General features: G+C 55.0%; 25 protein-coding genes, 1 pseudogene and 1 other annotated feature (1 of these 27 running past the window's edge). Of the genes and pseudogenes, 11 read left to right on the top strand and 15 right to left on the bottom strand.

Translation table 11 applies throughout. From position 1 onward, the window contains the following. The first annotated feature begins 49 nt into the window (after positions 1–49). The 5 genes and pseudogenes from oppB (at position 50) to LOC22_RS00515 (ending at position 4,799) form a co-directional block, all read left to right on the top strand. Positions 50–970: an oligopeptide ABC transporter permease OppB gene (gene oppB / locus LOC22_RS00535; RefSeq protein WP_003856738.1), complete on the top strand. Its 921-nt coding sequence runs from the start codon at positions 50–52 to the stop codon at positions 968–970. Between the two features lie 12 nt (positions 971–982). Then, entirely contained in the window at positions 983–1,891 is a 909-nt protein-coding gene (gene oppC / locus LOC22_RS00530; RefSeq protein WP_003856740.1) for an oligopeptide ABC transporter permease OppC, read from the top strand. 11 nt (positions 1,892–1,902) lie between these two features. Further along, positions 1,903–2,916: an ABC transporter ATP-binding protein gene (locus LOC22_RS00525; protein WP_015570373.1), complete on the top strand. Its 1,014-nt coding sequence runs from the start codon at positions 1,903–1,905 to the stop codon at positions 2,914–2,916. Next, positions 2,913–3,917 carry a murein tripeptide/oligopeptide ABC transporter ATP-binding protein OppF gene (oppF, locus tag LOC22_RS00520; RefSeq protein WP_003856743.1) on the top strand — a complete coding sequence of 335 codons (1,005 nt, stop codon included), beginning with the start codon at positions 2,913–2,915 and terminating at the stop codon, positions 3,915–3,917. The genes LOC22_RS00525 and oppF overlap by 4 nt, the downstream gene beginning before the upstream one ends. A gap of 14 nt (positions 3,918–3,931) precedes the next feature. Further along, positions 3,932–4,799 (top strand): annotated as a pseudogene (locus LOC22_RS00515) (ion transporter). Positions 4,800–4,829: 30 nt separating this feature from the next. On the opposite strand, the gene LOC22_RS00510 reads toward LOC22_RS00515, so the two are convergent. Further along, entirely contained in the window at positions 4,830–5,159 is a 330-nt protein-coding gene (locus LOC22_RS00510) for an HI1450 family dsDNA-mimic protein (RefSeq protein WP_003856748.1), read from the bottom strand. Between the two features lie 33 nt (positions 5,160–5,192). After that, on the bottom strand, positions 5,193–6,653 hold the full coding sequence (cls, locus tag LOC22_RS00505) for a cardiolipin synthase (protein WP_003856750.1): 1,461 nt from the start codon (positions 6,651–6,653) through the stop codon (positions 5,193–5,195). Between the two features lie 143 nt (positions 6,654–6,796). Here cls and LOC22_RS00500 point away from each other — a divergent pair, with 143 nt between their 5' ends. The 4 genes from LOC22_RS00500 to leuE all read left to right on the top strand — a co-directional run bounded on the left by LOC22_RS00500 (position 6,797) and on the right by leuE (position 8,338). Beyond that, on the top strand, positions 6,797–6,970 hold the full coding sequence (locus tag LOC22_RS00500; protein WP_017384232.1) for a YciY family protein: 174 nt from the start codon (positions 6,797–6,799) through the stop codon (positions 6,968–6,970). Between the two features lie 117 nt (positions 6,971–7,087). Then, positions 7,088–7,213 carry a KPN_01571 family protein gene (locus LOC22_RS22290; RefSeq protein WP_208971014.1) on the top strand — a complete coding sequence of 42 codons (126 nt, stop codon included), beginning with the start codon at positions 7,088–7,090 and terminating at the stop codon, positions 7,211–7,213. An 11-nt stretch (positions 7,214–7,224) separates the two neighbouring features. Next, the gene (locus tag LOC22_RS00495; RefSeq protein ID WP_032609416.1) at positions 7,225–7,635 is read left to right on the top strand and encodes an Exc2 family lipoprotein; all 411 of its coding nucleotides are present in this window, start codon (positions 7,225–7,227) and stop codon (positions 7,633–7,635) included. Positions 7,636–7,702: 67 nt separating this feature from the next. After that, on the top strand, positions 7,703–8,338 hold the full coding sequence (gene leuE / locus LOC22_RS00490; RefSeq protein WP_006810877.1) for a leucine efflux protein LeuE: 636 nt from the start codon (positions 7,703–7,705) through the stop codon (positions 8,336–8,338). 33 nt (positions 8,339–8,371) lie between these two features. On the opposite strand, the gene LOC22_RS00485 is transcribed toward leuE, so the two are convergent. Next, positions 8,372–8,668: a YciI family protein gene (locus LOC22_RS00485; RefSeq protein ID WP_047062931.1), complete on the bottom strand. Its 297-nt coding sequence runs from the start codon at positions 8,666–8,668 to the stop codon at positions 8,372–8,374. A 221-nt stretch (positions 8,669–8,889) separates the two neighbouring features. Between LOC22_RS00485 and tonB the strand changes: the two genes are divergently transcribed. Beyond that, positions 8,890–9,612 (top strand): TonB system transport protein TonB, encoded by a 723-nt coding sequence (tonB, locus tag LOC22_RS00480; protein ID WP_230239570.1) that lies wholly within the window; start codon positions 8,890–8,892, stop codon positions 9,610–9,612. Between the two features lie 38 nt (positions 9,613–9,650). Here the strand turns inward: tonB and yciA are convergent, their stop codons facing one another. From yciA to LOC22_RS00455, 5 genes are all read right to left on the bottom strand, one after another. Further along, positions 9,651–10,046 carry an acyl-CoA thioester hydrolase YciA gene (gene yciA / locus LOC22_RS00475; protein WP_003856759.1) on the bottom strand — a complete coding sequence of 132 codons (396 nt, stop codon included), beginning with the start codon at positions 10,044–10,046 and terminating at the stop codon, positions 9,651–9,653. A gap of 98 nt (positions 10,047–10,144) precedes the next feature. Then, on the bottom strand, positions 10,145–12,331 hold the full coding sequence (locus tag LOC22_RS00470; RefSeq protein ID WP_193135748.1) for a TonB-dependent siderophore receptor: 2,187 nt from the start codon (positions 12,329–12,331) through the stop codon (positions 10,145–10,147). A gap of 180 nt (positions 12,332–12,511) precedes the next feature. Then, a complete protein-coding gene (locus tag LOC22_RS00465; protein WP_003856762.1) occupies positions 12,512–13,051 on the bottom strand; it encodes a septation protein A in 540 nt (179 codons plus the stop codon). 13 nt (positions 13,052–13,064) lie between these two features. Beyond that, positions 13,065–13,808: a YciC family protein gene (locus tag LOC22_RS00460; RefSeq protein WP_015570376.1), complete on the bottom strand. Its 744-nt coding sequence runs from the start codon at positions 13,806–13,808 to the stop codon at positions 13,065–13,067. Between the two features lie 25 nt (positions 13,809–13,833). Next, positions 13,834–14,238: a YkgJ family cysteine cluster protein gene (locus LOC22_RS00455; RefSeq protein WP_017384228.1), complete on the bottom strand. Its 405-nt coding sequence runs from the start codon at positions 14,236–14,238 to the stop codon at positions 13,834–13,836. Positions 14,239–14,520: 282 nt separating this feature from the next. Here LOC22_RS00455 and ompW point away from each other — a divergent pair, with 282 nt between their 5' ends. After that, positions 14,521–15,153 (top strand): outer membrane protein OmpW, encoded by a 633-nt coding sequence (gene ompW / locus LOC22_RS00450; protein ID WP_017693317.1) that lies wholly within the window; start codon positions 14,521–14,523, stop codon positions 15,151–15,153. A gap of 286 nt (positions 15,154–15,439) precedes the next feature. On the opposite strand, the gene yedF is transcribed toward ompW, so the two are convergent. The 7 genes from yedF to LOC22_RS00415 form a co-directional block, all read right to left on the bottom strand. After that, positions 15,440–15,673, bottom strand: coding sequence for a sulfurtransferase-like selenium metabolism protein YedF (gene yedF / locus LOC22_RS00445; RefSeq protein ID WP_003856774.1), 234 nt, complete (start codon positions 15,671–15,673; stop codon positions 15,440–15,442). Further along, positions 15,670–16,881, bottom strand: a complete 1,212-nt coding sequence (gene yedE / locus LOC22_RS00440; protein WP_047717426.1) for a selenium metabolism membrane protein YedE/FdhT — start codon at positions 16,879–16,881, stop codon at positions 15,670–15,672. The genes yedF and yedE overlap by 4 nt, the downstream gene beginning before the upstream one ends. A gap of 174 nt (positions 16,882–17,055) precedes the next feature. After that, positions 17,056–17,865 (bottom strand): tryptophan synthase subunit alpha, encoded by an 810-nt coding sequence (gene trpA, locus LOC22_RS00435; protein ID WP_015570379.1) that lies wholly within the window; start codon positions 17,863–17,865, stop codon positions 17,056–17,058. Then, the gene (trpB, locus tag LOC22_RS00430) at positions 17,865–19,058 is read right to left on the bottom strand and encodes a tryptophan synthase subunit beta (RefSeq protein WP_003856780.1); all 1,194 of its coding nucleotides are present in this window, start codon (positions 19,056–19,058) and stop codon (positions 17,865–17,867) included. The genes trpA and trpB overlap by 1 nt, the downstream gene beginning before the upstream one ends. 10 nt (positions 19,059–19,068) lie before the next feature. Further along, complete coding sequence (trpCF, locus tag LOC22_RS00425) at positions 19,069–20,427, bottom strand: bifunctional indole-3-glycerol-phosphate synthase TrpC/phosphoribosylanthranilate isomerase TrpF (RefSeq protein ID WP_230239250.1); 1,359 nt, start codon at positions 20,425–20,427, stop codon at positions 19,069–19,071. 3 nt (positions 20,428–20,430) lie between these two features. After that, positions 20,431–22,026, bottom strand: a complete 1,596-nt coding sequence (gene trpD / locus LOC22_RS00420; protein ID WP_017384223.1) for a bifunctional anthranilate synthase glutamate amidotransferase component TrpG/anthranilate phosphoribosyltransferase TrpD — start codon at positions 22,024–22,026, stop codon at positions 20,431–20,433. Further along, positions 22,026–23,588 carry an anthranilate synthase component 1 gene (locus LOC22_RS00415; RefSeq protein ID WP_230239249.1) on the bottom strand — a complete coding sequence of 521 codons (1,563 nt, stop codon included), beginning with the start codon at positions 23,586–23,588 and terminating at the stop codon, positions 22,026–22,028. Before LOC22_RS00415 ends, trpD begins: the two co-directional genes overlap by 1 nt. Before the next feature lie 23 nt (positions 23,589–23,611). After that, positions 23,612–23,678, bottom strand: a sequence feature (Trp leader region); it runs 28 nt beyond the window's last position.

Raw genomic sequence — 23,678 nt, 5'->3', positions numbered from 1 at the left:
TGTGTCTATTTTGTAACATTCATCAGGCACACGCCAGAAGGTACGGGCAATGTTGAAATTTATCCTGCGTCGCTGTCTTGAAGCGATTCCAACGTTATTTATTCTAATTACAATTTCCTTCTTCATGATGCGTCTTGCACCGGGCAGTCCTTTTACCGGTGAACGCACGCTTCCGCCAGAAGTTATGGCCAACATCGAAGCGAAATACCATTTAAACGATCCTATCACCACGCAGTACTTCAACTATCTGAAGCAGCTTGCACACGGTGATTTTGGTCCGTCATTTAAATATAAAGACTATTCCGTTAACGACCTGGTGGCGTCCAGCTTCCCGGTATCGGCTAAATTAGGGGCTGCTGCATTTATCCTGGCCGTTGTTCTCGGTGTCACTGCGGGCGTTATCGCTGCGCTAAAACAAAATACCCGATGGGATTACGCCGTAATGGGGGTCGCAATGACCGGGGTGGTTATCCCCAGCTTCGTTGTCGCGCCGTTGCTGGTCATGATATTCGCCATAACCCTGAAATGGCTTCCCGGGGGCGGCTGGAACGGCGGGGCGCTGAAGTTCATGATATTGCCGATGGTGGCATTATCTCTGGCCTACATCGCCAGCATCGCCCGTATTACCCGCGGTTCAATGATTGAAGTCCTGCACTCGAACTTCATCCGTACCGCCCGTGCGAAAGGGCTGCCGATGCGCCGGATTATTTTCCGTCATGCCCTCAAGCCTGCACTGTTACCGGTACTCTCCTATATGGGTCCGGCTTTTGTCGGCATTATCACGGGTTCAATGGTGATTGAAACCATTTATGGCCTGCCGGGCATCGGGCAGCTGTTTGTTAACGGGGCGCTTAACCGTGACTATTCGCTGGTGCTGAGCCTGACGATCCTCGTGGGCGCGCTGACCATTCTGTTTAATGCCGTTGTCGATGTGCTGTATGCCGTTATCGACCCGAAAATCCGTTACTAACTGGAGCACGCCATGATGTTGAGTAAGAAAAACAGCGAGGCGCTGGAAAACTTCAGTGAAAAGCTGGAGGTCGAAGGTCGTAGCCTTTGGCAGGACGCCCGCCGTCGTTTTATGCATAACCGTGCCGCCGTTGCCAGCCTGGTCGTGCTGGTGCTTATCGCGCTGTTCGTAACCCTGGCACCAATGCTCTCTCAGTTCACCTATTTCGATACGGATTGGGGCATGATGTCCAGCGCGCCGGATATGGAATCCGGGCACTATTTCGGCACCGACTCCTCCGGGCGTGATTTGCTGGTGCGTGTGGCGATTGGCGGCCGTATCTCCCTGATGGTTGGCATCGCGGCGGCGCTGGTGGCGGTGATTGTCGGCACGCTTTACGGCTCGCTTTCCGGTTACCTCGGCGGGAAAGTGGACTCCGTGATGATGCGTCTGCTAGAAATCCTGAACTCCTTCCCGTTCATGTTCTTCGTCATTCTGCTGGTGACCTTCTTTGGTCAAAATATCCTGCTGATCTTCGTGGCGATCGGGATGGTGTCCTGGCTGGATATGGCGCGTATTGTGCGCGGCCAGACGCTGAGCCTCAAACGTAAGGAGTTTATCGAAGCCGCACAGGTTGGCGGCGTTTCTACCGCCAATATTGTGGTGCGTCATATCGTTCCTAACGTGCTGGGCGTGGTGGTGGTGTACGCCTCCCTGCTGGTGCCAAGTATGATCCTGTTTGAATCTTTCCTGAGCTTCCTGGGATTAGGTACGCAGGAGCCGTTGAGTAGCTGGGGCGCTCTGTTAAGTGATGGCGCAAACTCCATGGAAGTGTCACCGTGGTTACTGCTGTATCCGGCGGGCTTCCTGGTCGTCACCCTGTTCTGTTTCAACTTTATCGGCGATGGCCTGCGTGATGCCCTCGACCCGAAAGACCGTTAAGGAGCGCCGTCATGACCATTATTGAAACGGCAACCGCGCCACAGGCGCAACAGTGGACCAGCGCACTGCTGGACGTTAAAGACCTCCGCGTGACGTTTAAAACCCCTGACGGTGATGTTACTGCCGTTAACGATCTCAACTTCGACCTGCGTGCCGGTGAAACGCTGGGCATTGTGGGCGAATCCGGTTCCGGTAAATCCCAGACCGCATTCGCGCTGATGGGCCTGCTGGCGTCAAACGGTGTGATCGGCGGTTCGGCGACGTTTAACGGGAAAGAGATCCTGAATTTGCCGGAACATGAGCTGAACAAGCTGCGCGCCGAGCAGATTTCAATGATTTTCCAGGATCCGATGACGTCCCTGAACCCCTATATGCGGGTGGGCGAACAGCTGATGGAAGTGCTGATGCTCCACAAGGGGCTGGGTAAAGCCGAAGCGTTTGAAGAGTCCGTCAAAATGCTGGATGCGGTGAAAATGCCTGAAGCACGCAAGCGCATGCGCATGTATCCGCACGAATTCTCCGGCGGTATGCGCCAGCGCGTCATGATCGCGATGGCATTGCTTTGCCGGCCAAAACTGCTGATCGCTGATGAACCAACCACCGCCCTGGACGTGACCGTTCAGGCGCAGATCATGACGTTGCTGAACGAGCTGAAGCGCGAGTTCAACACCGCCATCATTATGATCACCCACGATTTAGGCGTTGTTGCCGGGATCTGCGACAAAGTGTTAGTCATGTATGCAGGCCGCACGATGGAATACGGTAATGCTCGCGATGTGTTTTACCAGCCAGCCCATCCGTACTCTATCGGGCTGCTGAATGCCGTACCGCGTCTTGATGCGGAAGGGGAGTCGCTGCTGACTATCCCGGGCAACCCGCCAAACCTGCTGCGTCTGCCAAAAGGCTGCCCGTTCCAGCCGCGTTGTCCGCATGCGATGGAAATCTGTAACAGCGCACCGCCGCTGGAAGCGTTTGCCCCAGGCCGTCTGCGCGCCTGCTTTAAGCCGCTGGAGGAGCTGGTATGAACGCAATCGACGAAAAAAGAAATGTGCTGCTTGAAATCGCTGACCTGAAGGTCCATTTCGATATCAAAGACGGTAAACAGTGGTTCTGGCAGCCTGCCAAAACCCTGAAAGCGGTGGATGGCGTCACCCTACGCCTGTACGAAGGGGAGACCCTGGGCGTGGTGGGCGAATCCGGCTGCGGCAAATCGACGTTTGCGCGGGCGATCATCGGCCTGGTGAAAGCCACCGACGGGAAAGTGGCCTGGCTTGGTAAAGATCTGCTGGGGATGAAGCCGGATGAATGGCGCGACGTGCGCAGCGACATCCAGATGATTTTCCAGGATCCGCTGGCGTCCCTGAACCCGCGTATGACCATTGGCGAAATCATTGCCGAGCCGCTGCGCACCTATCATCCGAAGATGCCGCGCCAGGAAGTTCGCGATCGGGTGAAAGCGATGATGCTCAAGGTGGGTCTGCTGCCTAACCTCATCAACCGCTACCCACACGAGTTTTCCGGCGGTCAGTGCCAGCGTATCGGTATCGCACGCGCGTTGATCCTTGAACCAAAACTGATTATCTGTGATGAGCCGGTTTCGGCGCTGGACGTTTCCATCCAGGCCCAGGTGGTTAATCTGCTACAGAAACTGCAACGGGAAATGGGGCTGTCGCTGATCTTCATCGCCCACGATCTGGCGGTGGTAAAACACATTTCGGACCGTGTGCTGGTCATGTATCTGGGCCACGCCGTAGAGCTGGGCACGTATGATGAGGTGTACCACAATCCTCTGCACCCTTATACCAAAGCGCTGATGTCTGCGGTTCCCGTTCCGGACCCCGATCTGGAAAAAAATAAAACCATTCAGCTTCTGGAAGGTGAACTGCCTTCGCCAATCAACCCGCCTTCAGGCTGCGTATTCCGTACTCGATGCCCAATAGCCGGGCCGGAATGTGCAAAAACACGGCCGGTTCTGGAGGGCAGTTTCCGACATGCGGTTTCCTGCCTGAAAGTAGACCCGTTATAATCGCAAGGGCTGACATGATGTCAGCCCTTATTTTTCGAGGTTAATGTGTCGCGATTATTCACGTCGGCCCGTCAGCGGCTGTATCACCTTTTATTCGATCCTGAAACGGTTTCCGGTCGCCGCTTCGAAGGTCTGTGTGGTTTATTTGCGCTGATTAGCGTCATTATTATCTTTATCGAATCCGGCGCCGGAACGCAGTACCACATGACGTATGAGGAGTGGCACGTTTTCGTCTGGCTGGAATTGATTGTCACGCTGGTGTTTACTGCGGAATATGTGCTGAGGGTCATTAGCTGGCCAAATCCGGCGAAATACGTTTTCAGCTTCTGGGGATTTATTGATTTAGCCACTATCCTGCCGCTGTATGTCATGTGGCTGTGGCCTGAGATCAGCCTGAATTATGTGTTTGCCTGGCGTGCAATGCGGGCGATTCGTGTGTTACGGATTCTCAAACTGCTGCGCTTTATGCCGTCGCTGCGGGTTTTTTGGGTTGCCATTGTCAGCGCCCGCCACCAGCTGATTCTCTTCTATTCGTTTATTGCTATCGTGATGATCGTTTTTGGCTCCCTGATGTATTTAATCGAAGGGCCGAAATACGGGTTTACCACGCTTAATGCGTCTGTTTACTGGGCTATCGTCACGGTGACCACCGTGGGCTATGGCGATATTACCCCGCATACGCCGCTCGGACGTATTGTGGCATCGGTTCTTATCCTGATCGGCTATTCTGTGATAGCGATTCCGACGGGGTTAATTACCACCCATATGAGCAGCGCCTTCCAGAACAGCAAGCAGCAACGCAAATGTCCGAATTGTCAGCAGGGGAATCATGAACCCGGCGCGCGGTTTTGTCACCGCTGTGGAAATGCCTTACCGGATTAAATAAAAAGGCTGCGCGGGCAGCCTTTTTTATTATTCGCGCCAAAGGATATGGCACAGTTTGTGATCTTTCTCGCGGCACAGCAGGACGCGGGCAAAGATGTCGTTAATTTCTCCGCCGTCTTCATCTGCAAGGCCAATCACCACCTCGGCGAAGAAGTCCGGGTTGAGATCAAAATCGACATGTTCGGCCCAGTCTTCAGCCGGATCGAACAGCTCAGCACCGCCACGCTCTTCAAATTGCAGGTTGAAAAGAATGACGTCAGCAGGGTCGAGATTATCGACCGCCAGCTCGAGAAAAATATCGTAGGCCTGTTCGAGCGTTTCGTCTTCGGTCAGGCGATTGTTCAGATCCATTTCCATGATGACTACCTGTTAAACATCGTTGGGCACGTTTTACAGCAACGGACTAAAGAAGTAAAACAGTCGTTCGGCAATTCGCTGCCACAGCGGACGTTTCGCCCACAGTCTGGCGTCCAGCAGGCGTGAGCGGGAGATATAATCGTCCTGAACCGCCGCCAGATCGCCACCGAACCCGGCGTCATCAATAACCAGCGTAATTTCAAAATTCAGCCACAGACTGCGCATATCGAGGTTGACGGTACCCACCAGGCTCAGCTCTCCGTCCACCAGCACGCTCTTGGTGTGTAACAGCCCGCCTTCGAACTGATAAATTTTAACGCCTGCGGCCAGCAGCTCACTAAAGAACGCGCGGCTTGCCCATCCCACCAGCAGCGAATCGTTCTTGCGCGGCATAATAATGCTCACATCCACTCCGCGCTGTGCCGCTGTACAGATGGCATGCAGAAGGTCGTCGCTGGGAACGAAATAGGGCGTGGTCATGATCAGATATTCCCGCGCGGAGTACGCGGCGGTCAGCAGTGCCTGATGGATCAGATCTTCCGGGAAGCCAGGACCGGAGGCGATAGTGTGGATAGTGTGCCCGCTGGCTTCCTCAAACGGCATGATATTGCCATCCGGCGGCGGGGGAAGAATGCGTTTACCGGTTTCAATTTCCCAGTCGCAGGAGTAGACGATGCCCATTGAGGTCGCGATCGGTCCCTCCATCCGCGCCATCAGATCGATCCATTGCCCCACGCCGGAATCCTGCTTGAAGAAGCGGGGGTCAACCATGTTCATGCTGCCGGTGTAGGCGATGTAGTTATCGATCAGAACCATTTTCCGGTGCTGGCGGAGATCCATGCGGCGCAGAAAGACGCGGAAAAGATTCACTTTTAGCGCCTCGACCACCTCGATACCGGCGTTGCGCATCATGCCTGCCCACGGGCTACGGAAAAAGGCCACGCTGCCGGCGGAGTCCAGCATCAGGCGGCAGTGGATACCGCGACGTGCAGCGGCCATTAGCGATTCGGCGACCTGGTCCGCCATGCCGCCCGGCTGCCAGATATAAAACACCATCTCGATATTATGCCGGGCGAGCTGGATATCACGGATCAGCGCCTGCATCACATCATCAGAAGAGGTCATCAGTTGCAGCTGATTGCCTTTTACCCCAGCAATCCCCTGGCGGCGTTCGCACAGCTTGAACAGAGATGCGGCCACGCTACTGTTCTCTTCAGCGAAGATATGCTTGCAGGCTTTAAGGTCGGCAAGCCATTTCGCCGTGGAGGGCCACATGGCGCGGGCGCGTTCGGCGCGGCGTTTACCCAGATGAAGTTCACCGAAAGAGAGATAGGCGATGATGCCCACCAGCGGCAGAATGTAGATAATCAGAAGCCAGGCCATGGCGGAAGGTACCGCTCTGCGTTTCATCAGAATGCGCAACGTCACCCCGGCAATTAACAGCCAGTATCCTAAAATGACCAGCCAACTCACCACGGTGTAGAAGGTTGTCATAAATAAAAAATCCTTTTGAAAGCGTATTGTTATGAGTTTACGCATCAGGATTCATCTGGCAAATAAAAACGGCAGATAAAAGCGCTGGTTTGCCGCCTGCTTAGGCATATAATGGCATCTCTGTTAGAGAAAGAGTTGTAGACATGAAGCGCAGTAGAACTGAAGTTGGGCGCTGGCGCATGTTGCGACAGGTGAGTCGTCGTAAGGCTCGTTGGCTGGAAGCACAATCCCGCCGCAATATGCGTATCCACGCCATCAGAAAATGTGGCCTGAACAGACACCGTAACGCGCTGTTGTTCGCGGTCCAGGACATCTGAAAAGCATGAAGGGCACCGTAAAGGTGCCCATTAAACATCCAGGCTATCAATTTTTGCAGTCTCTTCCCATCTGCTTCCGCGATATACTAACTTCCCATAACGTCATGATATTAAAAGATGAATCCTTATCTCTGGATTTTTATTGTACTTTTGGCGCTGGATGCGCTCAGGGAAGATTTAGGACTTTCGTCATTTTCCTCATTGGCAGATTATGTTTTCGCATGGGGAATACATTTTTATTAAAGGAAAAAAGGATGAACGGAAAAGTAATGGCAGCACTCTTTGGGATTGCGATATTAAGCGGTTGTGCCAGCAGCAAAACCTCACCCGAACGGCACGCGTTTTATTTCGTGTCGCATCAGTCCAGCTTTACTGGCGGCAATTACACCTCCAGCGTGCAGAAAAATTATCAGCTGAACGTGGCGCAGTTCCGCGAGCTTTATGCCCGGGGCAAAGCTGACCGCGCGGAAGGGCGGACTCAGGCTGAAGCCAGTGAATACGCGCAAAGCATTCGCGATCAGCTAAAAGAAAATGCGAAGTCGCAGGAACTGTTCGCAGGCAACGCGAAGGATAAATGGTCTTCGGACATGGACAGTAAAGACGCCCTATTATTTGGTAACGAACTGGCCGCGACTTATCTTGATGGCTATAACGGCGTACAATAGCGCAACTGATTCAGGGGATACCGTAATTACCGGTATCCCCGCTGTTTTTGAGCGAAAGGAGTAAGACGTGTTTGCGGAGTTTGGTGTACTGAATTTCTGGACCTATGTTGTCGGCGCATTTTTTATCGTGCTGGTTCCAGGACCGAACACCTTGTTTGTGCTGAAAACAGGGATTGGCCACGGCGTTAAGAAAGGCTATCTGGCAGCCACCGGTGTGTTTATTGGTGATGCCGTGCTGATGTTTCTGGCCTGGGCGGGCGTCGCCGCGTTGATCCAGACCACTCCGGTTTTATTTAATATTGTCCGCTATCTGGGCGCGTTTTATCTGCTGTGGCTGGGCGGAAAAATGCTCTGGTCCGTTATGACGCGTCAAAAAAATGCGCACGAAAGTAGCGCCGAACCGGCAAGCGCAATCCTTAAGCGTTCGCTGGTGCTGAGCCTGACGAACCCGAAAGCGATTCTCTTTTACGTGTCGTTCTTCGTGCAGTTCATTGATGTCAATGCGAAGAATACCGGCACGTCGTTCCTGATCCTCGCCACAACGCTTGAGCTGATCAGCTTCATGTACATGAGCTTCCTGATTTTCTCAGGCGCGTTTGTCACGCGCTACCTGAAAACCAAAAAGAAACTGGCGAAGCTGGGGAACGGGCTGATAGGCCTGCTGTTTGTCGGATTTGCGGCGAGGCTGGCGTCGCTGCACTGAATGAAGAAAAGGCTCCCGAGGGAGCCTTTCGTTTCAGAACACTTTTTTATACGGGCGAACCGTGACTTTCTCGTACACGCCAGCTGCGACGTACGGGTCTGCTTCTGCCCAGGCCTGTGCGGCTTCCAGAGATTCAAACTCGGCAATCACCGTGGAGCCGGTAAAACCCGCCGCGCCCGGATCGTTGCTGTCAACGGCAGGCATCGGGCCTGCGGTCAGCAACCGACCTTCATCCTGTAGCAACTGTAAACGCGCCAGATGAGCAGGGCGAACGGAAAGACGTTTTTCCAGAGAATCAGATACATCTTCAGCGTAAATCACGTAAAGCACGGCAAAGCTCCTTAACCGGTAAAAGTGACAATTACGTTATGTGAAAGCACAAATGACTGCAATGTAAAGATAATAACAATGTTAAAACCCTGATCTGGATGCCCCTTTTTTGCCCTCATGTACGCTTAAATTGCGCCAGGACAAAGTGTCTTATTGAATATGATTGCTATTTGCATTTAAAATCGAGGTTCGGTTTTTTAACGTTGATGATTATGACTTCGATGACCCTTGATTTACCTCGCCGCTTTCCATGGCCGACGCTGCTTTCCGTCGTTATTCACGGTGCTGTCGTGGCGGGTCTGCTCTATACCTCGGTTCATCAGGTTATTGAAATGCCAGCGCCTGCGCAGCCAATTTCTGTGACCATGGTATCGCCTGCGGATCTTGAGCCGCCGCAGGTTGCGCCGCCGCCGCCACAGCCCGTTGCTGAACCCGAGCCGGAGCCAGAGCCGGTTCCTGAACCGCCGAAAGAAGCGCCGGTGGTGATCCATAAGCCGGAGCCGAAACCTAAGCCGAAGCCAAAACCCAAGCCGGTCAAAAAGGTGGAAGAGCGTCCGAAACGCGAAGTGCGTCCGGTTGAGCCACGCGCCACGCAGCCGGTTGAAAATGCCGCCCCGTCACGTCCGCTGATGAATAACACCACGACCGCGACAAAACCGACGGTAACGGCGCCAGCAGGCCCGCGCGCGCTGAGCCGTAACCAGCCGCAGTACCCGGCACGTGCTCAGGCGTTACGTATTGAAGGGCGTGTACGGGTGAAATTCGACGTTACGGCCGATGGACGTGTCGATAACGTGGAAATCCTGTCCGCACAGCCGGCGAATATGTTTGAACGTGAAGTTAAATCGGCCATGCGCAGGTGGCGCTATGAAGCCGGTAAACCCGGCAATGGGTTGATTGTGAACATTGTCTTCCGCCTGAACGGCGGGGCACAGATGGAATAAAAGAAGCCTCCGCAAGGAGGCTTTTTTTTACCTGAGGATCAGCTCCGTGGGAGCTGGCGGGGCTTACCGTCGCTATCCACCGCCACATAGATGAATAATGCTTCCGTCGCCTTATAGCGCTGACCAATCGGTTCAGAAGAGACTTTTTTCACCCATACTTCAATGTTGATGGAGACAGACGTATTGCCGCGTTTTACGCAGCGTGCATAACAGCACACCACGTCCCCCACCGCGACAGGGCGCAGGAAGGTCATACCATCGACCCGGACTGTCACCACGCGCCCGTGTGCAATCTCTTTTGCCAGGATTGCACCGCCCATATCCATCTGCGACATCAACCAGCCGCCAAAAATATCGCCATTGGCATTCGTATCCGCAGGCATTGCCAGTGTGCGTAAAACCAGTTCGCCCTGTGGGGCGTCATTTGTTGTCATTGTTTTTAAACTCGTAACTGAAGACTTCAGGCGGGATGCTACTATGATTTCTGGCTGGAGAGAATAGGGTTAGCGCCCGCAGAGCAGGCGCCTTAGGGTCAGAAGGACAGGGTCACGCCTGCGTAATACGCACGGCCTGGTTCGTTATAGGTCGATGCACCGTCATTTTCTCGGTAAATCTGCTTATCAAAGAGGTTGCTGATCCCGGCATTCAGGCGGAGATCTTTTGTCAGCTGATAATTGCTGCCGATCCCAACGATGGAATAGGCGCCAATCTCTTTATCTGACATCGCATTCTGCTCTTTGCGGATTTCAGCATTTTCTCTTGGCTTCTGGCGGCCATACATCGTCCAGCTAAGGTTCGCTGAAAGTTTGCTGCTAACCTGCCAGTCGAGCATCGTGTTGACGGTATATTTTGGAATAATCGACAGAGGGTTGCCGGTGTCCTTACTTTCAGACTGAATCATATACGTCGCATTGGTACGCCAGGTTAGCGTGTCGCGGATAACCGGGACGGTGAGGTTGCCTTCCAGCCCCTCAACCACAGCCTTTCCTCCGTTCTGCCACTGAAGGATATTTGCACCGCTGCTTGTCTGGCCCAGCACATCCGTTCCTGAAACGATCTTGTTTTTGTAATCGTTGCGGAACCAGGTTATGCCCGCCTCGTAGCCTTCCAGCGCAAAGGCCAGGCCAATCTCTTTGTTCACGCTGATTTCAGGATCCAGATCCGGGTTACCTAACAGGTAACAGCTTCCTTCGGAAACGTTATTCGGGCAGCCATTACCGCGGGTGGAAAGCAGATAGCCTTCGCTGGATTGATACAGGTTTGGCGCTTTAAATACCCGAGCGATACCCGCTTTAACCTTGAACATGTCGCCCAAATCCTGAGAGACGTTCAGGCTCGGACTCCAGTTGCTGCCAAACTGATTGTGATAATCAAAGCGGAGCCCCGGGATCAGGTTGGTGCCCTGACGCGCTTCAATATTGTCCTCAAGATAGATGCCGGTGAGGTCAGCGCTGTTTTTGCTGTTGCGCTCAGAAGCCGTGCCGGGAACGCCGTTAATCACTTCTCCCGACACATTTGTCGCCTGCATTGAGGCCGGATCGTTCAGTTCATCACGATTCCATTCTGCACCCACGGTTAGCGTCTGTTCGACCAGCCAGAAGAAAGGAATGTTCAGTTCACCCGTTGAACGGTATGACTCCAGCCGGCTGGTATCGTATTTATCGCTATTGATCATCCCTTCAACTTTGCCCGTAGAGCCTTCTTCCAGACGGGTGTTGTTGGTCTTTTCATAATAGACCCCAAACTTTGACTGACCCCAGTCCCAGATGCCGTTGTGCGTAATGCCATAAGACTGGCGGTACATTCGGTTCGTTTCGTGTCCATACAGGGACGACACCAGACCGTCAGGGCTAACGTTGCTGTTGCTGTATTGAGTATCACCCGCGTAGATATTGCCCTGGCGGCTGTAGCTGTAGTCGAAATCGATAATCTGCTGTGGCGTGAGTTTCCAGGAGAGCAGGGCATTGATGTCCTTGTTGCGCACGCCTTCACGTCCGGCGGCGTAAGAGCCGTTTTGCGCGGTGTTGATGTCCTGAGCATCTGCGTCAGTTTTGTTGATATTCCCGTACAGGCGCATCGTTAACGCATCGCCCGCAAGGGGGCCGCTCAGATCAAAATTAGCGCGTTTCGTCGCTCCCTCTTTATCATTTTCAGGCTGGTTAGTGTACAGGGAGAGCGAGCCGTGCCAGTCGTTAGTCGGGCGTTTGGTAATGATGTTGACGACGCCGCCGGCCGCCCCCGAACCATAGCGGGCGGCAGCAGGTCCCCGGAGCACTTCAATGCGCTCAACCATCTCTGGCGGAACCCAGTTGGTATCCCCGCGGGTGTCGCGCTCCCCGCGCCAGCTGTAGCGCACCGAGTTACGTGACGTCACCGGCACACCGTCAATCAGAATCAGCGTGTTCTCCGGCCCCATACCGCGGATGTCGATCTGGCGGTTGTTACCGCGGCTGCCTGTCGCGCTGTTTCCGGTGAGGTTAACCCCGGGCATTTTGCGAATAATTTCAGAAAGATCGTTAACCGGTGGATCCTTTTCTATGTCCTTTGCCGTGATGATGGAAACCCCCGGCTGTTGCTTCAGCGCCTCTTCAGCGGTGGCCTGAACAACCATTGTTTCACCATCGGCGAGAGGATCTTCCGCTGCGTGTGCGCTCTGGTATAACGTTGAAAGAATGGCGAGCGTAAGTGTAGCCGGGGCAAATCTTATTATGTTATTCATCAACTCATTTCCATTTGTTAAAAATGCGATGACGAATATTAATGATAGTCATTCTCATTACAATAAAGTGACAGCAATCTCCATAAAATCTTCATGATTCAGACATTTTCGCAGGGAGGATGTAGAGAAAAGAGAAGGCGGGAAAAGAGGCCAGACCGCGTGGCGATCTGGCCAGAAGGATCAGTGCTTGTCATCCTGCGGCATGTGGCGATAAATATAAACGCCGCTGAGCAGGGTGAAGATAAGAGTCAGCGCCGTCAGACCAAACACCTTGAAGTTGACCCAGATATTCTGCGGCAGCCAGAATGCGATATAGATATTCGCCAGACCACACAGAATAAAAAATAGTGCCCAGGCGATATTCAGACGCCCCCACACAGCCTGCGGCAGGGTCAGTTCTTTCCCCAGCATGCGCTGGATCAGCGGCTTCTTCATCACCCACTGGCTGATGAGGAGTGCGCCCGCAAACAGGCCGTAAATCACCGTGACCTTCCATTTGATAAATTCATCATTGTGGAAGAACAACGTCAGACCTCCAAACACCGCCACCATCAGGAAGGTGATGAGCGCCATCTTTTCAACTTTGCGATAGCGAACCCAGCTGTAAATCAGCACCACAGCCGTTGCCACAATCAGCGCCAGCGTACCGGCATAAATGTCGTACAGCTTATAAAAAGCGAAAAATACGATCAGCGGTAAAAAATCAAGAAACTGCTTCATTCTGCGATCCCAGTTACTGACGAATTAACATGTACAGGCGGAACAAATAGACCAGCAGCACGGCTGAAATCAGATTGCTCAGCGTATTGGCGACAACCGCTCCGACGTTTGGCGTTAACACCGCAAAATTCGGCGCAAACAGCAACAGCAGAGTTTTGGCCAGCAGCCAGCTGATAACGGCCGGGGCGACCAGTCGCATATTGGCCCATGCGAGCCTGATGCTGCTGCGCATGGCGGTGAAAATGCCCATTTTGTCCTGCACAACCATTACTGGCGCGAATGAAAGCACGATAGCCAGCAGCACGCCCGGAACGACAACCAACATTATCCCCATCTGGACCAGCAGCGTGGTAAGGAAGATGAGGATAAACAGTTTTGGCAGCACCGGAGCGCTGGCCCCGATTGCACGTAACGCGCTGACACGTTGGCCGGCAGACACCAGCTGGATCATCAGCAACACGCCACCCGCCAGAATGGCGTTGCCAATCAGGCCCGAGAAGGTAGATGCCGCAGATGCGCGCAGCAAGATTTGCTGTTGCTCTGGCGTCATATTCTGCACAAGGTCAAACAACCCTGCGCTGCCTGCAAGATTTTCCCCCTGGCTCAGCGTGGCAATCTGTTCATCACTGGGTGAGAACGCATGACCCAGCACCACCGTAATAAAGGCGCACAACAACGCGATCAGTAAAAAGGTAATGAACTGATTGCGGAAAAAATTTCCCGTGTCACGGTAGACAGACTTCGCCGTGATAGACATGCACTCTCCTTGAGTATTGCAGGTGTTAATTAGCTGGCAATTGTACACCGGATAACACGCTGGTGGCAGCATCAAGGCTTGTATGGAAAAGCATATCTTTGTAAAGCGGCGGTAATCCATAGCGGGCGCGGGCGCGATTGCATGCCTCATTGACCTGCCCATCCTCTCCCGACATCGCGAAAGTGCGACACGGGCTGGGGCGATCCGCGTAAATGGAACAGCGGGTGGATACCCCAGGCTCACCTTGCAGTGCCACACAGCGGCTCTGTTTTTGGTTGGTGCCGCGCATACAGCGCAGAAAAGGGGTTAAGGGTTCAGTGAGATCAACCGGAACGGTGCCGCCGCCATCGCTGGCTTCAGCCCAGTAGAAAGAGACTCGAAAATACGCACAACAGGCTCCGCACGTCATGCACGGGTTATGATCACTCATGGCACACCTGCAAAAGTAGAACGCATCAAATCACATTGTGAGAGCGATAAATTATCCAGCCGCTACAGGAAGCGCAAGAGAGGGAAGACAGAAAATTTTGTAACCATGAAATGCCAAAAATTGACGCGGTAACAACTTATTGCTTTATGAGGTGTCACCAAAAATTAACCTAGATCAATGAATGTTAACTTACTGGTTTTAATGTGATCTGTGTTAGATCACTTATTACTCATTTGTGAGTATATTCTCCTCCGCAATTAAAACCACAACGATGGAGCGGATATGAAAAAATTAGCGGTGGCAGCCCTTATCTTAAGCAGTCTCTCTGGCGGCGCGTACGCGCATGAAGCAGGCGAATTCTTTATTCGTGCCGGTTCGGCAACGGTACGTCCAACGGAAGGGTCCGATAATGTACTGGGTATGGGCGGGTTTAACGTCAGCAATAACACCCAGTTAGGCCTGACGTTTACGTATATGGCAACGGATAACGTTGGCGTCGAGCTTTTAGCCGCCACGCCATTCCGTCACCGCGTCGGTTTAGGACCGACCGGGGACATTGCCACGGTGCACCATTTGCCACCAACGCTGATGGCGCAGTGGTACTTCGGCGATTCCAGCAGCAAGGTGCGCCCTTATATTGGTGCAGGGGTTAACTACACCACCTTCTTTGATGAGAAATTTAACGATACCGGTAAAGAGGCCGGGCTCTCCGATCTCAGCCTGAAAGACTCGTGGGGCATGGCGGGGCAGGTTGGTCTGGATTATCTGATTAACCGTGACTGGCTGATCAACGCCTCGGTCTGGTATATGGACATTGATACGGACGTGCGCTTTAAAGCTGGCGGCCAGCAGCAAAGTATCAATACCCGTCTGGATCCGTGGGTATTTATGTTCTCAGCAGGCTATCGTTTCTGACAGAAGATATATCCCCTGTCAGCCGGTGATTGCTGTATGGTGGTTGTTCCACACACCTGGCTGGAGGGGATATCCCCAACATCAAATTTGAGTGTCCGGTTTGTGCAGGTAAACAGTTTCAGTTCACGACGTTCAGCCCAGCACATAGCCTACCTCACGGTGCTATCTGTTCCGTTTGCGGAACACGTCTCACCATTCATTCATGCCTGCCGAAGCTCAGACGACGACGGTGGCCAAAGCCAGTAAACTAGAAAAGGCCTCTGAGAGGCCTTTTTAGATCGTGAAGTCACTTCTGAATTAAATAACGAATGGTTGGTCCGTCCTGCTGGATATCCAGCACGGTATAGCCGTGATTTTTGGCATCCAACGGAATGTTATTGATCGACTGGGGGCAATCGCTCACCACTTCCAGAATTTCACCTTTCTTTAGCTGCGGTAGCGCTTCAAGCGTGGCGACGGCCGGGTAAGGGCAAGGTTCACCCACCATATCGAGACGATAGTCAGGCACGATCTCTTTCATGCGGCATTCTCCTGAGTTTTAGTTTTGGCGGTGGCGCGTCGGAAGAAGCGCTTCTCTTGTGCAACAACCAGTAAGAAGGCGATAAGCAGCAGGGCGTAGGTCACCAGGAGTCCTCCGAGTGGACCAAAGGTTTTCAGCAGGTTGACCTTGTCCCAGTTTGTTGCCAGTACCGGAGAGACGTCATCCCAGTAGTAGGCCAGAATGGTAGAGCCAATCACGTTACCCAGACCCACCCACCAGTAATGCACCTGGCCTTCCACAGCGCGATACATCCAGCCGGTTTCACACCCGCCCGCCAGCACGATGCCAAAACCAAACAGCAGCCCGCCAATGACGGCATTTGGGCCCGCCCACATGATTTTCGGTTCCACGCCGAGCTGAACGTAGCTGAAGATGCCGATCGCGCTCACGGCCATACCGGCAATGATCGCCTTCGCCATCATGGTGCGTCCGGTGATCCACATATCGCGAAACGCGGAGGTAAAGCAGATCTGCGCGCGTTCAATCAGTAGACCAAAACCGACGCCGAACAGCATGGCCAGGCCAAGTTTTGGCTGATTCATCGCCGTGCAAATCGCCCAGGCAACCATGGCAAAAAAGACCAGCATACCGAGGCGGAAGCGACGACGCGCCTGATCGGGTTTTTGCGTTAACGGAGAGGCAGCGCTAACTTTCGTCATTTTCACCGGAATGCGGAACAGTGGCAGCAGGGTGAATTTAGCACCGAAGTAGGAGCCGATGGCGGTGGCGACGGCAAAGAACCAGGCATGCAGCGAGAACTGCGGAATACCGGTAAAGAACGCGGCAAGGTTACAGCCCATCGCCAGGCGGGCGCCAAACCCGGCAATGATGCCGCCGACCACGGCCTGCATAATGCGGATGCGGCTTTTCGGCATGCGCAACTTAACGTTGTTGGCCCACAGCGCGGCCGCAAAACAGCCGCCGAACATGCCAATGATCATCATCCCGTCGATGCGGGTCAGCGGTGTGCCCTCAAGATGGATCAGTTTGAAGTAGCCCCACTCTTCGGCATGGACGCCTGCCAGCTGTAATAGCTGCCCACCCCAGCGGGTAAACTCGCCCGTAACAGCCCAGAAGGTGCCGGTAATACCGAAATAATAAGTAGAGAGAATGCCTGCCGCGATAACGGCCGGAACAGGTGACCAGAACTTAACCAGGTAAGTCTGTTTGAAGGAATGCCATGACATGAATAACCTCTGAACTCAGAAGGGTAACGCTAAAAAGAGCCCAGATCATACGCTTACGCGAAAGTTTGGAAAGTCATTCACACCGAAAATATCGACAGGATCAATTTTGACCTGCTTCTTTCAGGAAGAGAGAAGGGAAAACCGCCTGACGCCGGGGCCAGACGGTGTTAACGGTTACGCCTTGCGCGTGGCCGCTTTCATGGATGTGACGAATGCGTGTAACTCAGCCAGCATCTGCTCTGGCTTATCCACGTTCTTCTCGATAATTTTCACGATAGCCGAACCGGAAATGGCTCCGGCGGCTTTCGCGTCAATCGCCGCAGTAACCTGATCCGGTGAGGAAATGCCAAAGCCCTGAAGTGGCGGTGCAGCATGGTATTCTGCCAGCTTCTCCACCAGATGATGCAGCGGCAGCGCGGCTTTGTTTTCCGCACCGGTGACGCCCGCACGGGAGAGCAGGTAGGTGTAACCTCGTCCGTAAGAGGCAATCTGGCGCAACAGATCGTCATCGGCATTCGGTGGACAGATGAAAATCGGCGCGACGTTGTGGCGCATTGCCGCCTGACGGAATGGCGCAGACTCTTCAACGGGCACGTCAGCCACCAGCACGGAGTCAACGCCCACGCGGGCGCACTCTGCGTAAAACGCATCAATACCGCGGCTGAACACCAGGTTGGCGTACATCAGCAGGCCGATCGGAATGGTCGGGTGCTTCTGACGGATCGCCGCCAGCATTTCAAAGCACTGGCTCGGCGTCACGCCCGCGGCAAACGCGCGTAGCGTTGCGTTCTGAATGGTCGGGCCATCCGCCAGCGGATCGGAGAACGGAATACCGAGCTCCAGCGCGTCGGCACCGGCATCAATCAGGGTGTCGATAATCTTCAGCGACTGCTCCGGGCCGGGGTCGCCCAGCGTCACGAAGGGAACGAAGGCGCCTTCCTGGCGAGCTTTCAGTTGTGCAAATGCGTTGTCGTAGCGTTCCATCAGATTTCCCCTCGTGCTTTCAGAATATCGTGAACGGTGAAGATATCTTTGTCACCGCGACCGGAAAGGTTTACCACCAGCAGCTGCTCTTTTTCCGGGTTTTCCTTCATCATTTTCAGCGCGTGCGCCAGCGCGTGGGAAGACTCCAGCGCCGGGATGATCCCTTCATTGCGGCACAGCGTTTTGAAGGCCTCCAGCGCTTCGTCATCGGTGATGGAGACATAATCCGCGCGGCCGGTGCTGTTGAGGAACGCGTGCTGCGGCCCTACGGACGGGAAATCCAGCCCGGCAGAGATTGAGTAAGACTCTTCAATCTGCCCTTCATCGGTCTGCATCATCGGGGCCTTCATGCCGAAGTAGATCCCCACGCGGCCATGCTTCAGCGGCGCACCATGCTCGCCCGTTTCAATACCGTGGCCGGCAGGCTCAACGCCAATCAGCCCAACGCTGGTTTCGTCGATAAAATCGGCAAACATGCCGATGGCGTTAGATCCGCCGCCAACGCAGGCGATCACCGCATCCGGCAGGCGACCCTCTTTTTCGAGGATCTGCGCTTTAGTCTCTTCGCCGATCATGCGCTGGAATTCACGCACGATGGTCGGGAACGGGTGCGGGCCCGCGGCGGTACCGAGCATGTAGTGGGCGGTTTCGTAGCTGCCAGACCAGTCGCGAAGCGCTTCATTACAGGCATCTTTCAGCGTGGCAGAACCGCTGTGCACCGGGATCACTTCCGCCCCCATAAGACGCATACGGAACACGTTTGGCGACTGGCGCTCAACGTCCTTCGCCCCCATGTAAATGCGGCATTTCAGACCGAGCAGGGCGCTGGCGAGCGCTGAGGCCACACCGTGCTGTCCCGCGCCGGTTTCGGCGATGATTTCGGTTTTACCCATCCGCTTCGCGAGCAGCGCCTGGCCAAGCACCTGGTTAGTTTTATGCGCGCCACCGTGCAGCAGATCTTCACGCTTAAGATACAGCGTAGTTTTAGTGCCTTCGGTCAGGTTGCGGCACTTTGTCAGCGCCGTCGGACGACCGGCGTAGTTTTTCAGCAGGTCGGTAAACTCCGCCTGAAACGCCGGATCTTTCTGTGCGCTCACGAACGCTTCTTCCAGCTGGCGCAGCGCGGGCATCAGGATTTGTGGGACATACATCCCACCGAACTCACCAAAATACGGGTTAAGTAATGTCGTCATCTTCTCTTCCTTAATATGCACGCAGAGTTTTAAATACCGATGCCAGCTTGCTGGCGTCTTTAATGCCCGGTTGGGACTCTACGCCTGAATTGAAATCGAGGCCTGCGCAGCCGGTTTTGGCCGCTTCCACACAGTTATCGGGGCTTAATCCCCCCGCCAGCAGGACATTGTCCAGCACTTCGCCACGCAGCAGTGACCAGTCAAAACGCTGCCCCGTGCCGCCCTGGCCGTTGTCGAGCACGTATTTATCAACATGCTTCAGGTTACGCGCGGGCAGGGTGGCGCCAACGCTTTGCGCTTTCCAGATATGAACCTGAGGCGCCAGAACATGTCGCAGAGCATCGATGTACGCCTGATCTTCATCGCCGTGCAGCTGGACCGCGCTCAGGGATAACGCGTCCGCTTTTGCCGCAACGTCGTTAATATCCGCATTGCGGAACACGCCCACGTAGCTCAGTGGCGCAGCTGCCATCACCTTGCGCGCCTGTTCTTCATTTACTGCGCGAGGAGAGGACTCGACAAAGATCAGACCACCATAGATTGCGCCCGCTTCATATGCGGCCTGCGCATCCTGTTCACGGGTCAGGCCGCAGACTTTGTTCTCACCCAACAGCACGCGGCGCACGGCCGCGTTAAGGTCTTCGTGTTCCATCATTGCGGAACCTATCAGGAAACCGTTGGCAAAGTGGCTGAGTTCGCGCACCTGAGCGTAGCTGTTAATCCCGGATTCGCTGATCACCGTGACGCCCGCGCCCAGACGCGGCGCAAGCTGGCGCGTACGGTTGAGGTCAATCGACAGGTCGCGCAGGTCGCGGTTGTTAATGCCGACCACTTTGGCTTCCAGCGCGATGGCGCGCTCCAGCTCCTCTTCGTTGCTCACTTCGGTCAGCACGCCCATATTCAGGCTGTGCGCGACGGCGGAGAGCTGGCGATACTGCTCGTCATCCAGCACGGAGAGCATCAGCAGGCAGGCATCTGCCTGGTAAAAGCGCGCCAGCCAGATCTGATACGGGTCGATAATAAAGTCTTTGCACAGTATCGGCTGCGGCGCGATGCCGCTGACTACGGGCAGAAAATCGAAGCTGCCCTGGAAATATTTCTCATCCGTCAGCACAGAAATGGCAGACGCATGATGCTTGTAGATACCGGCAATACGCGCCGGGTCGAAATCGTCGCGGATCACGCCTTTGGACGGAGACGCTTTTTTACACTCCAGAATAAACGCGGTACGCGCGCCCTGGAGCGCATCATAAAAACGACGGCTGCTCGGAACGACGTCATTCTGAAAACTGGCGAGCGGCTGCTGTTGCTTACGGGCTTCCACCCAGATGGCCTTATCGGCGACGATTTTCGCTAAAACGGTCTGCATTATTTACCCTCTTGCCGCAAGTGCGGTAACGCGATCGTAAGCTGCACCGGAGCGCAGTACGTCCAGAACTTTTTGGGCGTTGGCTTTCAGATCTTCCTCGCCATGTAAACGCATCAGCATGGCTACGTTGGCCGCCACGGCGGCCTCATGGGCGGCCTCACCTTTACCTTGTAATAAGCGCGTGAGAATGTCACGGTTTTCTTCCGGCGTGCCGCCCGCCAAGGCGTCCTGATGGTACGGGGTCAACCCGAAGTCAGCGGCCTCAAGCTGATAGTTCAGCACTTCGCCGTTATTCAGTTCCGCCACCAGCGTGGGCGCATGCAGGGAAACTTCATCCATCCCGCCGCTGTGTACCACGGCGGCGCGTTGGTAACCGAGGACGCGCAGCGTCTCCGCAATCGGCAGGACCAGTTCCGGGCTGTAAACGCCAATCAGCGCCAGCGGCGGGTGCGCCGGGTTAATGAGTGGACCGAGCACGTTAAACAGCGTACGGGTTTTGAGCTGCTGGCGAACCGGCATCGCGTGGCGGAAACCGGTGTGATACTTCGGCGCAAACAGGAAACAGACGCCCAGGTCATCCAGCGCTTCACGGGAACGCTCGGCGTTCATGTCCAGGTTGATACCGAAAGCCGCCAGCAGGTCGGACGATCCTGAACGGCTGGACACGCTGCGGTTGCCGTGTTTCGCCACCTTCAGACCGCATGCCGCGGCCACAAAGGCGCTGGCGGTGGAAATATTGATACTGTTACTGCCGTCGCCACCGGTCCCGACAATATCGGCAAACGGATAGTCCGGGCGCGGGAACGGGGCGGCATTTTCCAGCAGCGCGGTTGCCGCGCCGGCGATCTCCTGCGGGCTTTCGCCACGTACCTTCATGCTCACCAGCGCAGCGGCCAGCTGCTCAGGCTTCAGCTCGCCGCGCACGACGGCGGAGAACAGCTGATGGCTCTCCTGCTGGCTCAGGGTCTGAGCCTGATACAGTTTTTCCAGAATCGGTTGCAGGGTGTTGGTCTGCTCCAGCTTTTGTAGCGCCCAGTCGAGCGTTTGCTCCAGCAGACGCGCGCCGTTGGACGTCAGGATAGATTCCGGGTGGAACTGCATCCCGCAGACGCGATCCGCATCGTGACGCACCGCCATCACCATCCCTTCAAACGAGGCGTTAATGGTCAGCCCGGCCGGAATGTTGCTGCCGACCAGCGAGTGGTAACGCGCTACCGGAAGCGGGTTCGGCAGACCGGCAAACATCGCCTGACCGTCATGTTCAATACTTGACGCTTTACCATGGAGGATCTCCCCCGCCTGACCCACGTAACCGCCGTAGGCTTCGACAATCGCCTGGTGGCCGAGGCAGATGCCGATAATCGGCAGCTTGCCGCGCATACGGGTCAACAGCTCAGGCATACAGCCTGCTTCGCTCGGTGCGCCTGGGCCCGGGGAGAGCATCAGCACCGGGTTTTGCATGGTCGCCAGACGGTCAATTAGCGTCTGGGCCGGAACGTGGTTGCGATAGATAACGACATTGTGACCATTCGCACGCAGCTGATCTGCCAGGTTGTAGGTAAAGGAGTCGATATTATCGAGCAGCAGAATGTCAGCCATCAGAAAATCTCCTGTGCATGATGTGCGGTAGCAATGGCGCGCAGTACCGCGCGCGCTTTACTGCGGGTTTCGTCGGCTTCCGACTGCGGAACAGAATCCAGCACAATCCCGGCCCCGGCCTGGACGGTGGCAATGCCGTCCTCAACGTAGGCGGAGCGGATCACGATGCAGGTATCAAGGTCACCGTGAGCGGTGAAATAGCCCACGGCACCACCGTAGCTGCCGCGACGGCGTCCTTCCGCTTCGGCGATCAGCTGCATAGCGCGGACTTTCGGCGCGCCGCTCAGGGTGCCCATGTTCATGCAGGCGCGGTAGGCATGCAGAACGTCGAGGTCGTGGCGCAGTTCACCCACCACGCGGGATACCAGGTGCATGACGAAGGAGTAGCGGTCGACTTTGGTCAGGTCCGCCACGTAGCGGCTGCCTGGGGTGCAAATACGTGCCAGATCGTTACGCGCCAGGTCAACCAGCATCAGGTGTTCGGAGAGCTCTTTATGGTCGGTACGCATTTCAAGTTCGATGCGGCTGTCGAGATCGCGGTCCAGGGAGCCATCGGCACGACGGCCGCGTGGACGGGTTCCCGCTATCGGGTAGATCTCAATCTGGCGGCTGGTGGCGTCGTACTTGAGGGAGCTTTCCGGCGACGCGCCAAACAGGGTGAAATCATTGTCCTGCATAAAGAACATGTACGGGCTTGGGTTGCTCTTTTTCAGCACATCGTAAGCCGCCAGCGGCGACGGGCAGGGCAGTAAGAAGCGACGGGACGGCACTACCTGGAAAATCTCCCCGGCACGAATCGCTTTTTGCATCTGACGTACCACCGCGCCGTACTGATCGTCGGTCTGACTCACCTCGCAGGTCATCTTTTCAACACGCTGCACCGGGAGCGCGGGCGGTGCTTCTGACATCTGCTGTTGCAGTTGGGCGATGCGCTGCGCGAGGCGATTTTTCTCAGACTCAGACGGCGTGAAAAGGCTGGCCTGGATGCGGGTATATTTTTTCTGATGGTCGATCACCAGCAGGGTTTCGGCCAGGTAGAAACAGTAGTCCGGGCAGCGGTTTCCCTGCTCGGTTTCCGGTAAATCTTCAAAGCCAGCAACCAGGTCGTAAGCAAACAGCCCGCCAAAAAACATTGCTTCGCGCTCAACTTCCGGCACGGCCACCAGATTTTGCAGCAGGCGAAAGGCGTCAAAAACGGAGAGCGAGCAGAGGCGGGCATCCTCATCCAGCAGCTGGCTCACCGGCGGGAAATGCAGAATACGCAGGTCCGGGTGGCGTTCATTTTCAATGCCTGAAGGCAGCGCCGCATCCAGCAGCGGCAGGAGCGACGCGCCATTGTCAGACAACGCCCTGATAGTGACGGTGTCACCTAACGCGGTAATGCGCAGCGCGCTGTCAACCAGCAGCAGGCTTTTGAGGTCGTCCTTACTGTCGATATCAGCTGACTCCAGCAGCAGCGTCGCGGGACGTGCGCCGCACACCTGATGAAACAGCGCGGTAGGGTTATGGCGATAGGCCGCCTCGCAGGTCAGCAGTTCGAGATGAGGTTTGGCTGTTTGCATGTTGTTGTTCTCATATTCTGTTCAAAAAAAAGCCCGCTGGGTAGCGGGCCGGGTATCTGTTTGCTTATCGCAGACGCGTGACACTGCCCG

The sequence above is a fragment of the Enterobacter sp. AN-K1 genome (assembly GCF_020971765.1).
Classification (GTDB): domain Bacteria; phylum Pseudomonadota; class Gammaproteobacteria; order Enterobacterales; family Enterobacteriaceae; genus Enterobacter; species Enterobacter hormaechei_C.
This window is presented reverse-complemented; position numbering and strand designations above follow the sequence as displayed.

Bases quoted from the DNA above. Each gene is read 5' to 3' on its own strand.
- ompW (WP_017693317.1), top strand. From the start codon at position 14,521: ATGAAAAAATTAGCGGTGGCAGCCCTTATCTTAAGCAGTCTCTCTGGC.
- oppB (WP_003856738.1), top strand. From the start codon at position 50: ATGTTGAAATTTATCCTGCGTCGCTGTCTTGAAGCGATTCCAACGTTA.
- trpB (WP_003856780.1), bottom strand. From the start codon at position 19,058: ATGACGACATTACTTAACCCGTATTTTGGTGAGTTCGGTGGGATGTAT.
- oppF (WP_003856743.1), top strand. From the start codon at position 2,913: ATGAACGCAATCGACGAAAAAAGAAATGTGCTGCTTGAAATCGCTGAC.
- trpD (WP_017384223.1), bottom strand. From the start codon at position 22,026: ATGGCTGACATTCTGCTGCTCGATAATATCGACTCCTTTACCTACAAC.
- trpCF (WP_230239250.1), bottom strand. From the start codon at position 20,427: ATGCAGACCGTTTTAGCGAAAATCGTCGCCGATAAGGCCATCTGGGTG.
- yedE (WP_047717426.1), bottom strand. From the start codon at position 16,881: ATGTCATGGCATTCCTTCAAACAGACTTACCTGGTTAAGTTCTGGTCA.
- LOC22_RS00415 (WP_230239249.1), bottom strand. From the start codon at position 23,588: ATGCAAACAGCCAAACCTCATCTCGAACTGCTGACCTGCGAGGCGGCC.
- LOC22_RS00465 (WP_003856762.1), bottom strand. From the start codon at position 13,051: ATGAAGCAGTTTCTTGATTTTTTACCGCTGATCGTATTTTTCGCTTTT.
- LOC22_RS22290 (WP_208971014.1), top strand. From the start codon at position 7,088: ATGAATCCTTATCTCTGGATTTTTATTGTACTTTTGGCGCTGGATGCG.
- LOC22_RS00500 (WP_017384232.1), top strand. From the start codon at position 6,797: ATGAAGCGCAGTAGAACTGAAGTTGGGCGCTGGCGCATGTTGCGACAG.
- tonB (WP_230239570.1), top strand. From the start codon at position 8,890: ATGACCCTTGATTTACCTCGCCGCTTTCCATGGCCGACGCTGCTTTCC.
- LOC22_RS00510 (WP_003856748.1), bottom strand. From the start codon at position 5,159: ATGGAAATGGATCTGAACAATCGCCTGACCGAAGACGAAACGCTCGAA.
- LOC22_RS00495 (WP_032609416.1), top strand. From the start codon at position 7,225: ATGAACGGAAAAGTAATGGCAGCACTCTTTGGGATTGCGATATTAAGC.
- LOC22_RS00460 (WP_015570376.1), bottom strand. From the start codon at position 13,808: ATGTCTATCACGGCGAAGTCTGTCTACCGTGACACGGGAAATTTTTTC.
- LOC22_RS00525 (WP_015570373.1), top strand. From the start codon at position 1,903: ATGACCATTATTGAAACGGCAACCGCGCCACAGGCGCAACAGTGGACC.
- cls (WP_003856750.1), bottom strand. From the start codon at position 6,653: ATGACAACCTTCTACACCGTGGTGAGTTGGCTGGTCATTTTAGGATAC.
- trpA (WP_015570379.1), bottom strand. From the start codon at position 17,865: ATGGAACGCTACGACAACGCATTTGCACAACTGAAAGCTCGCCAGGAA.
- oppC (WP_003856740.1), top strand. From the start codon at position 983: ATGATGTTGAGTAAGAAAAACAGCGAGGCGCTGGAAAACTTCAGTGAA.
- LOC22_RS00470 (WP_193135748.1), bottom strand. From the start codon at position 12,331: ATGAATAACATAATAAGATTTGCCCCGGCTACACTTACGCTCGCCATT.
- yciA (WP_003856759.1), bottom strand. From the start codon at position 10,046: ATGACAACAAATGACGCCCCACAGGGCGAACTGGTTTTACGCACACTG.
- LOC22_RS00455 (WP_017384228.1), bottom strand. From the start codon at position 14,238: ATGAGTGATCATAACCCGTGCATGACGTGCGGAGCCTGTTGTGCGTAT.
- yedF (WP_003856774.1), bottom strand. From the start codon at position 15,673: ATGAAAGAGATCGTGCCTGACTATCGTCTCGATATGGTGGGTGAACCT.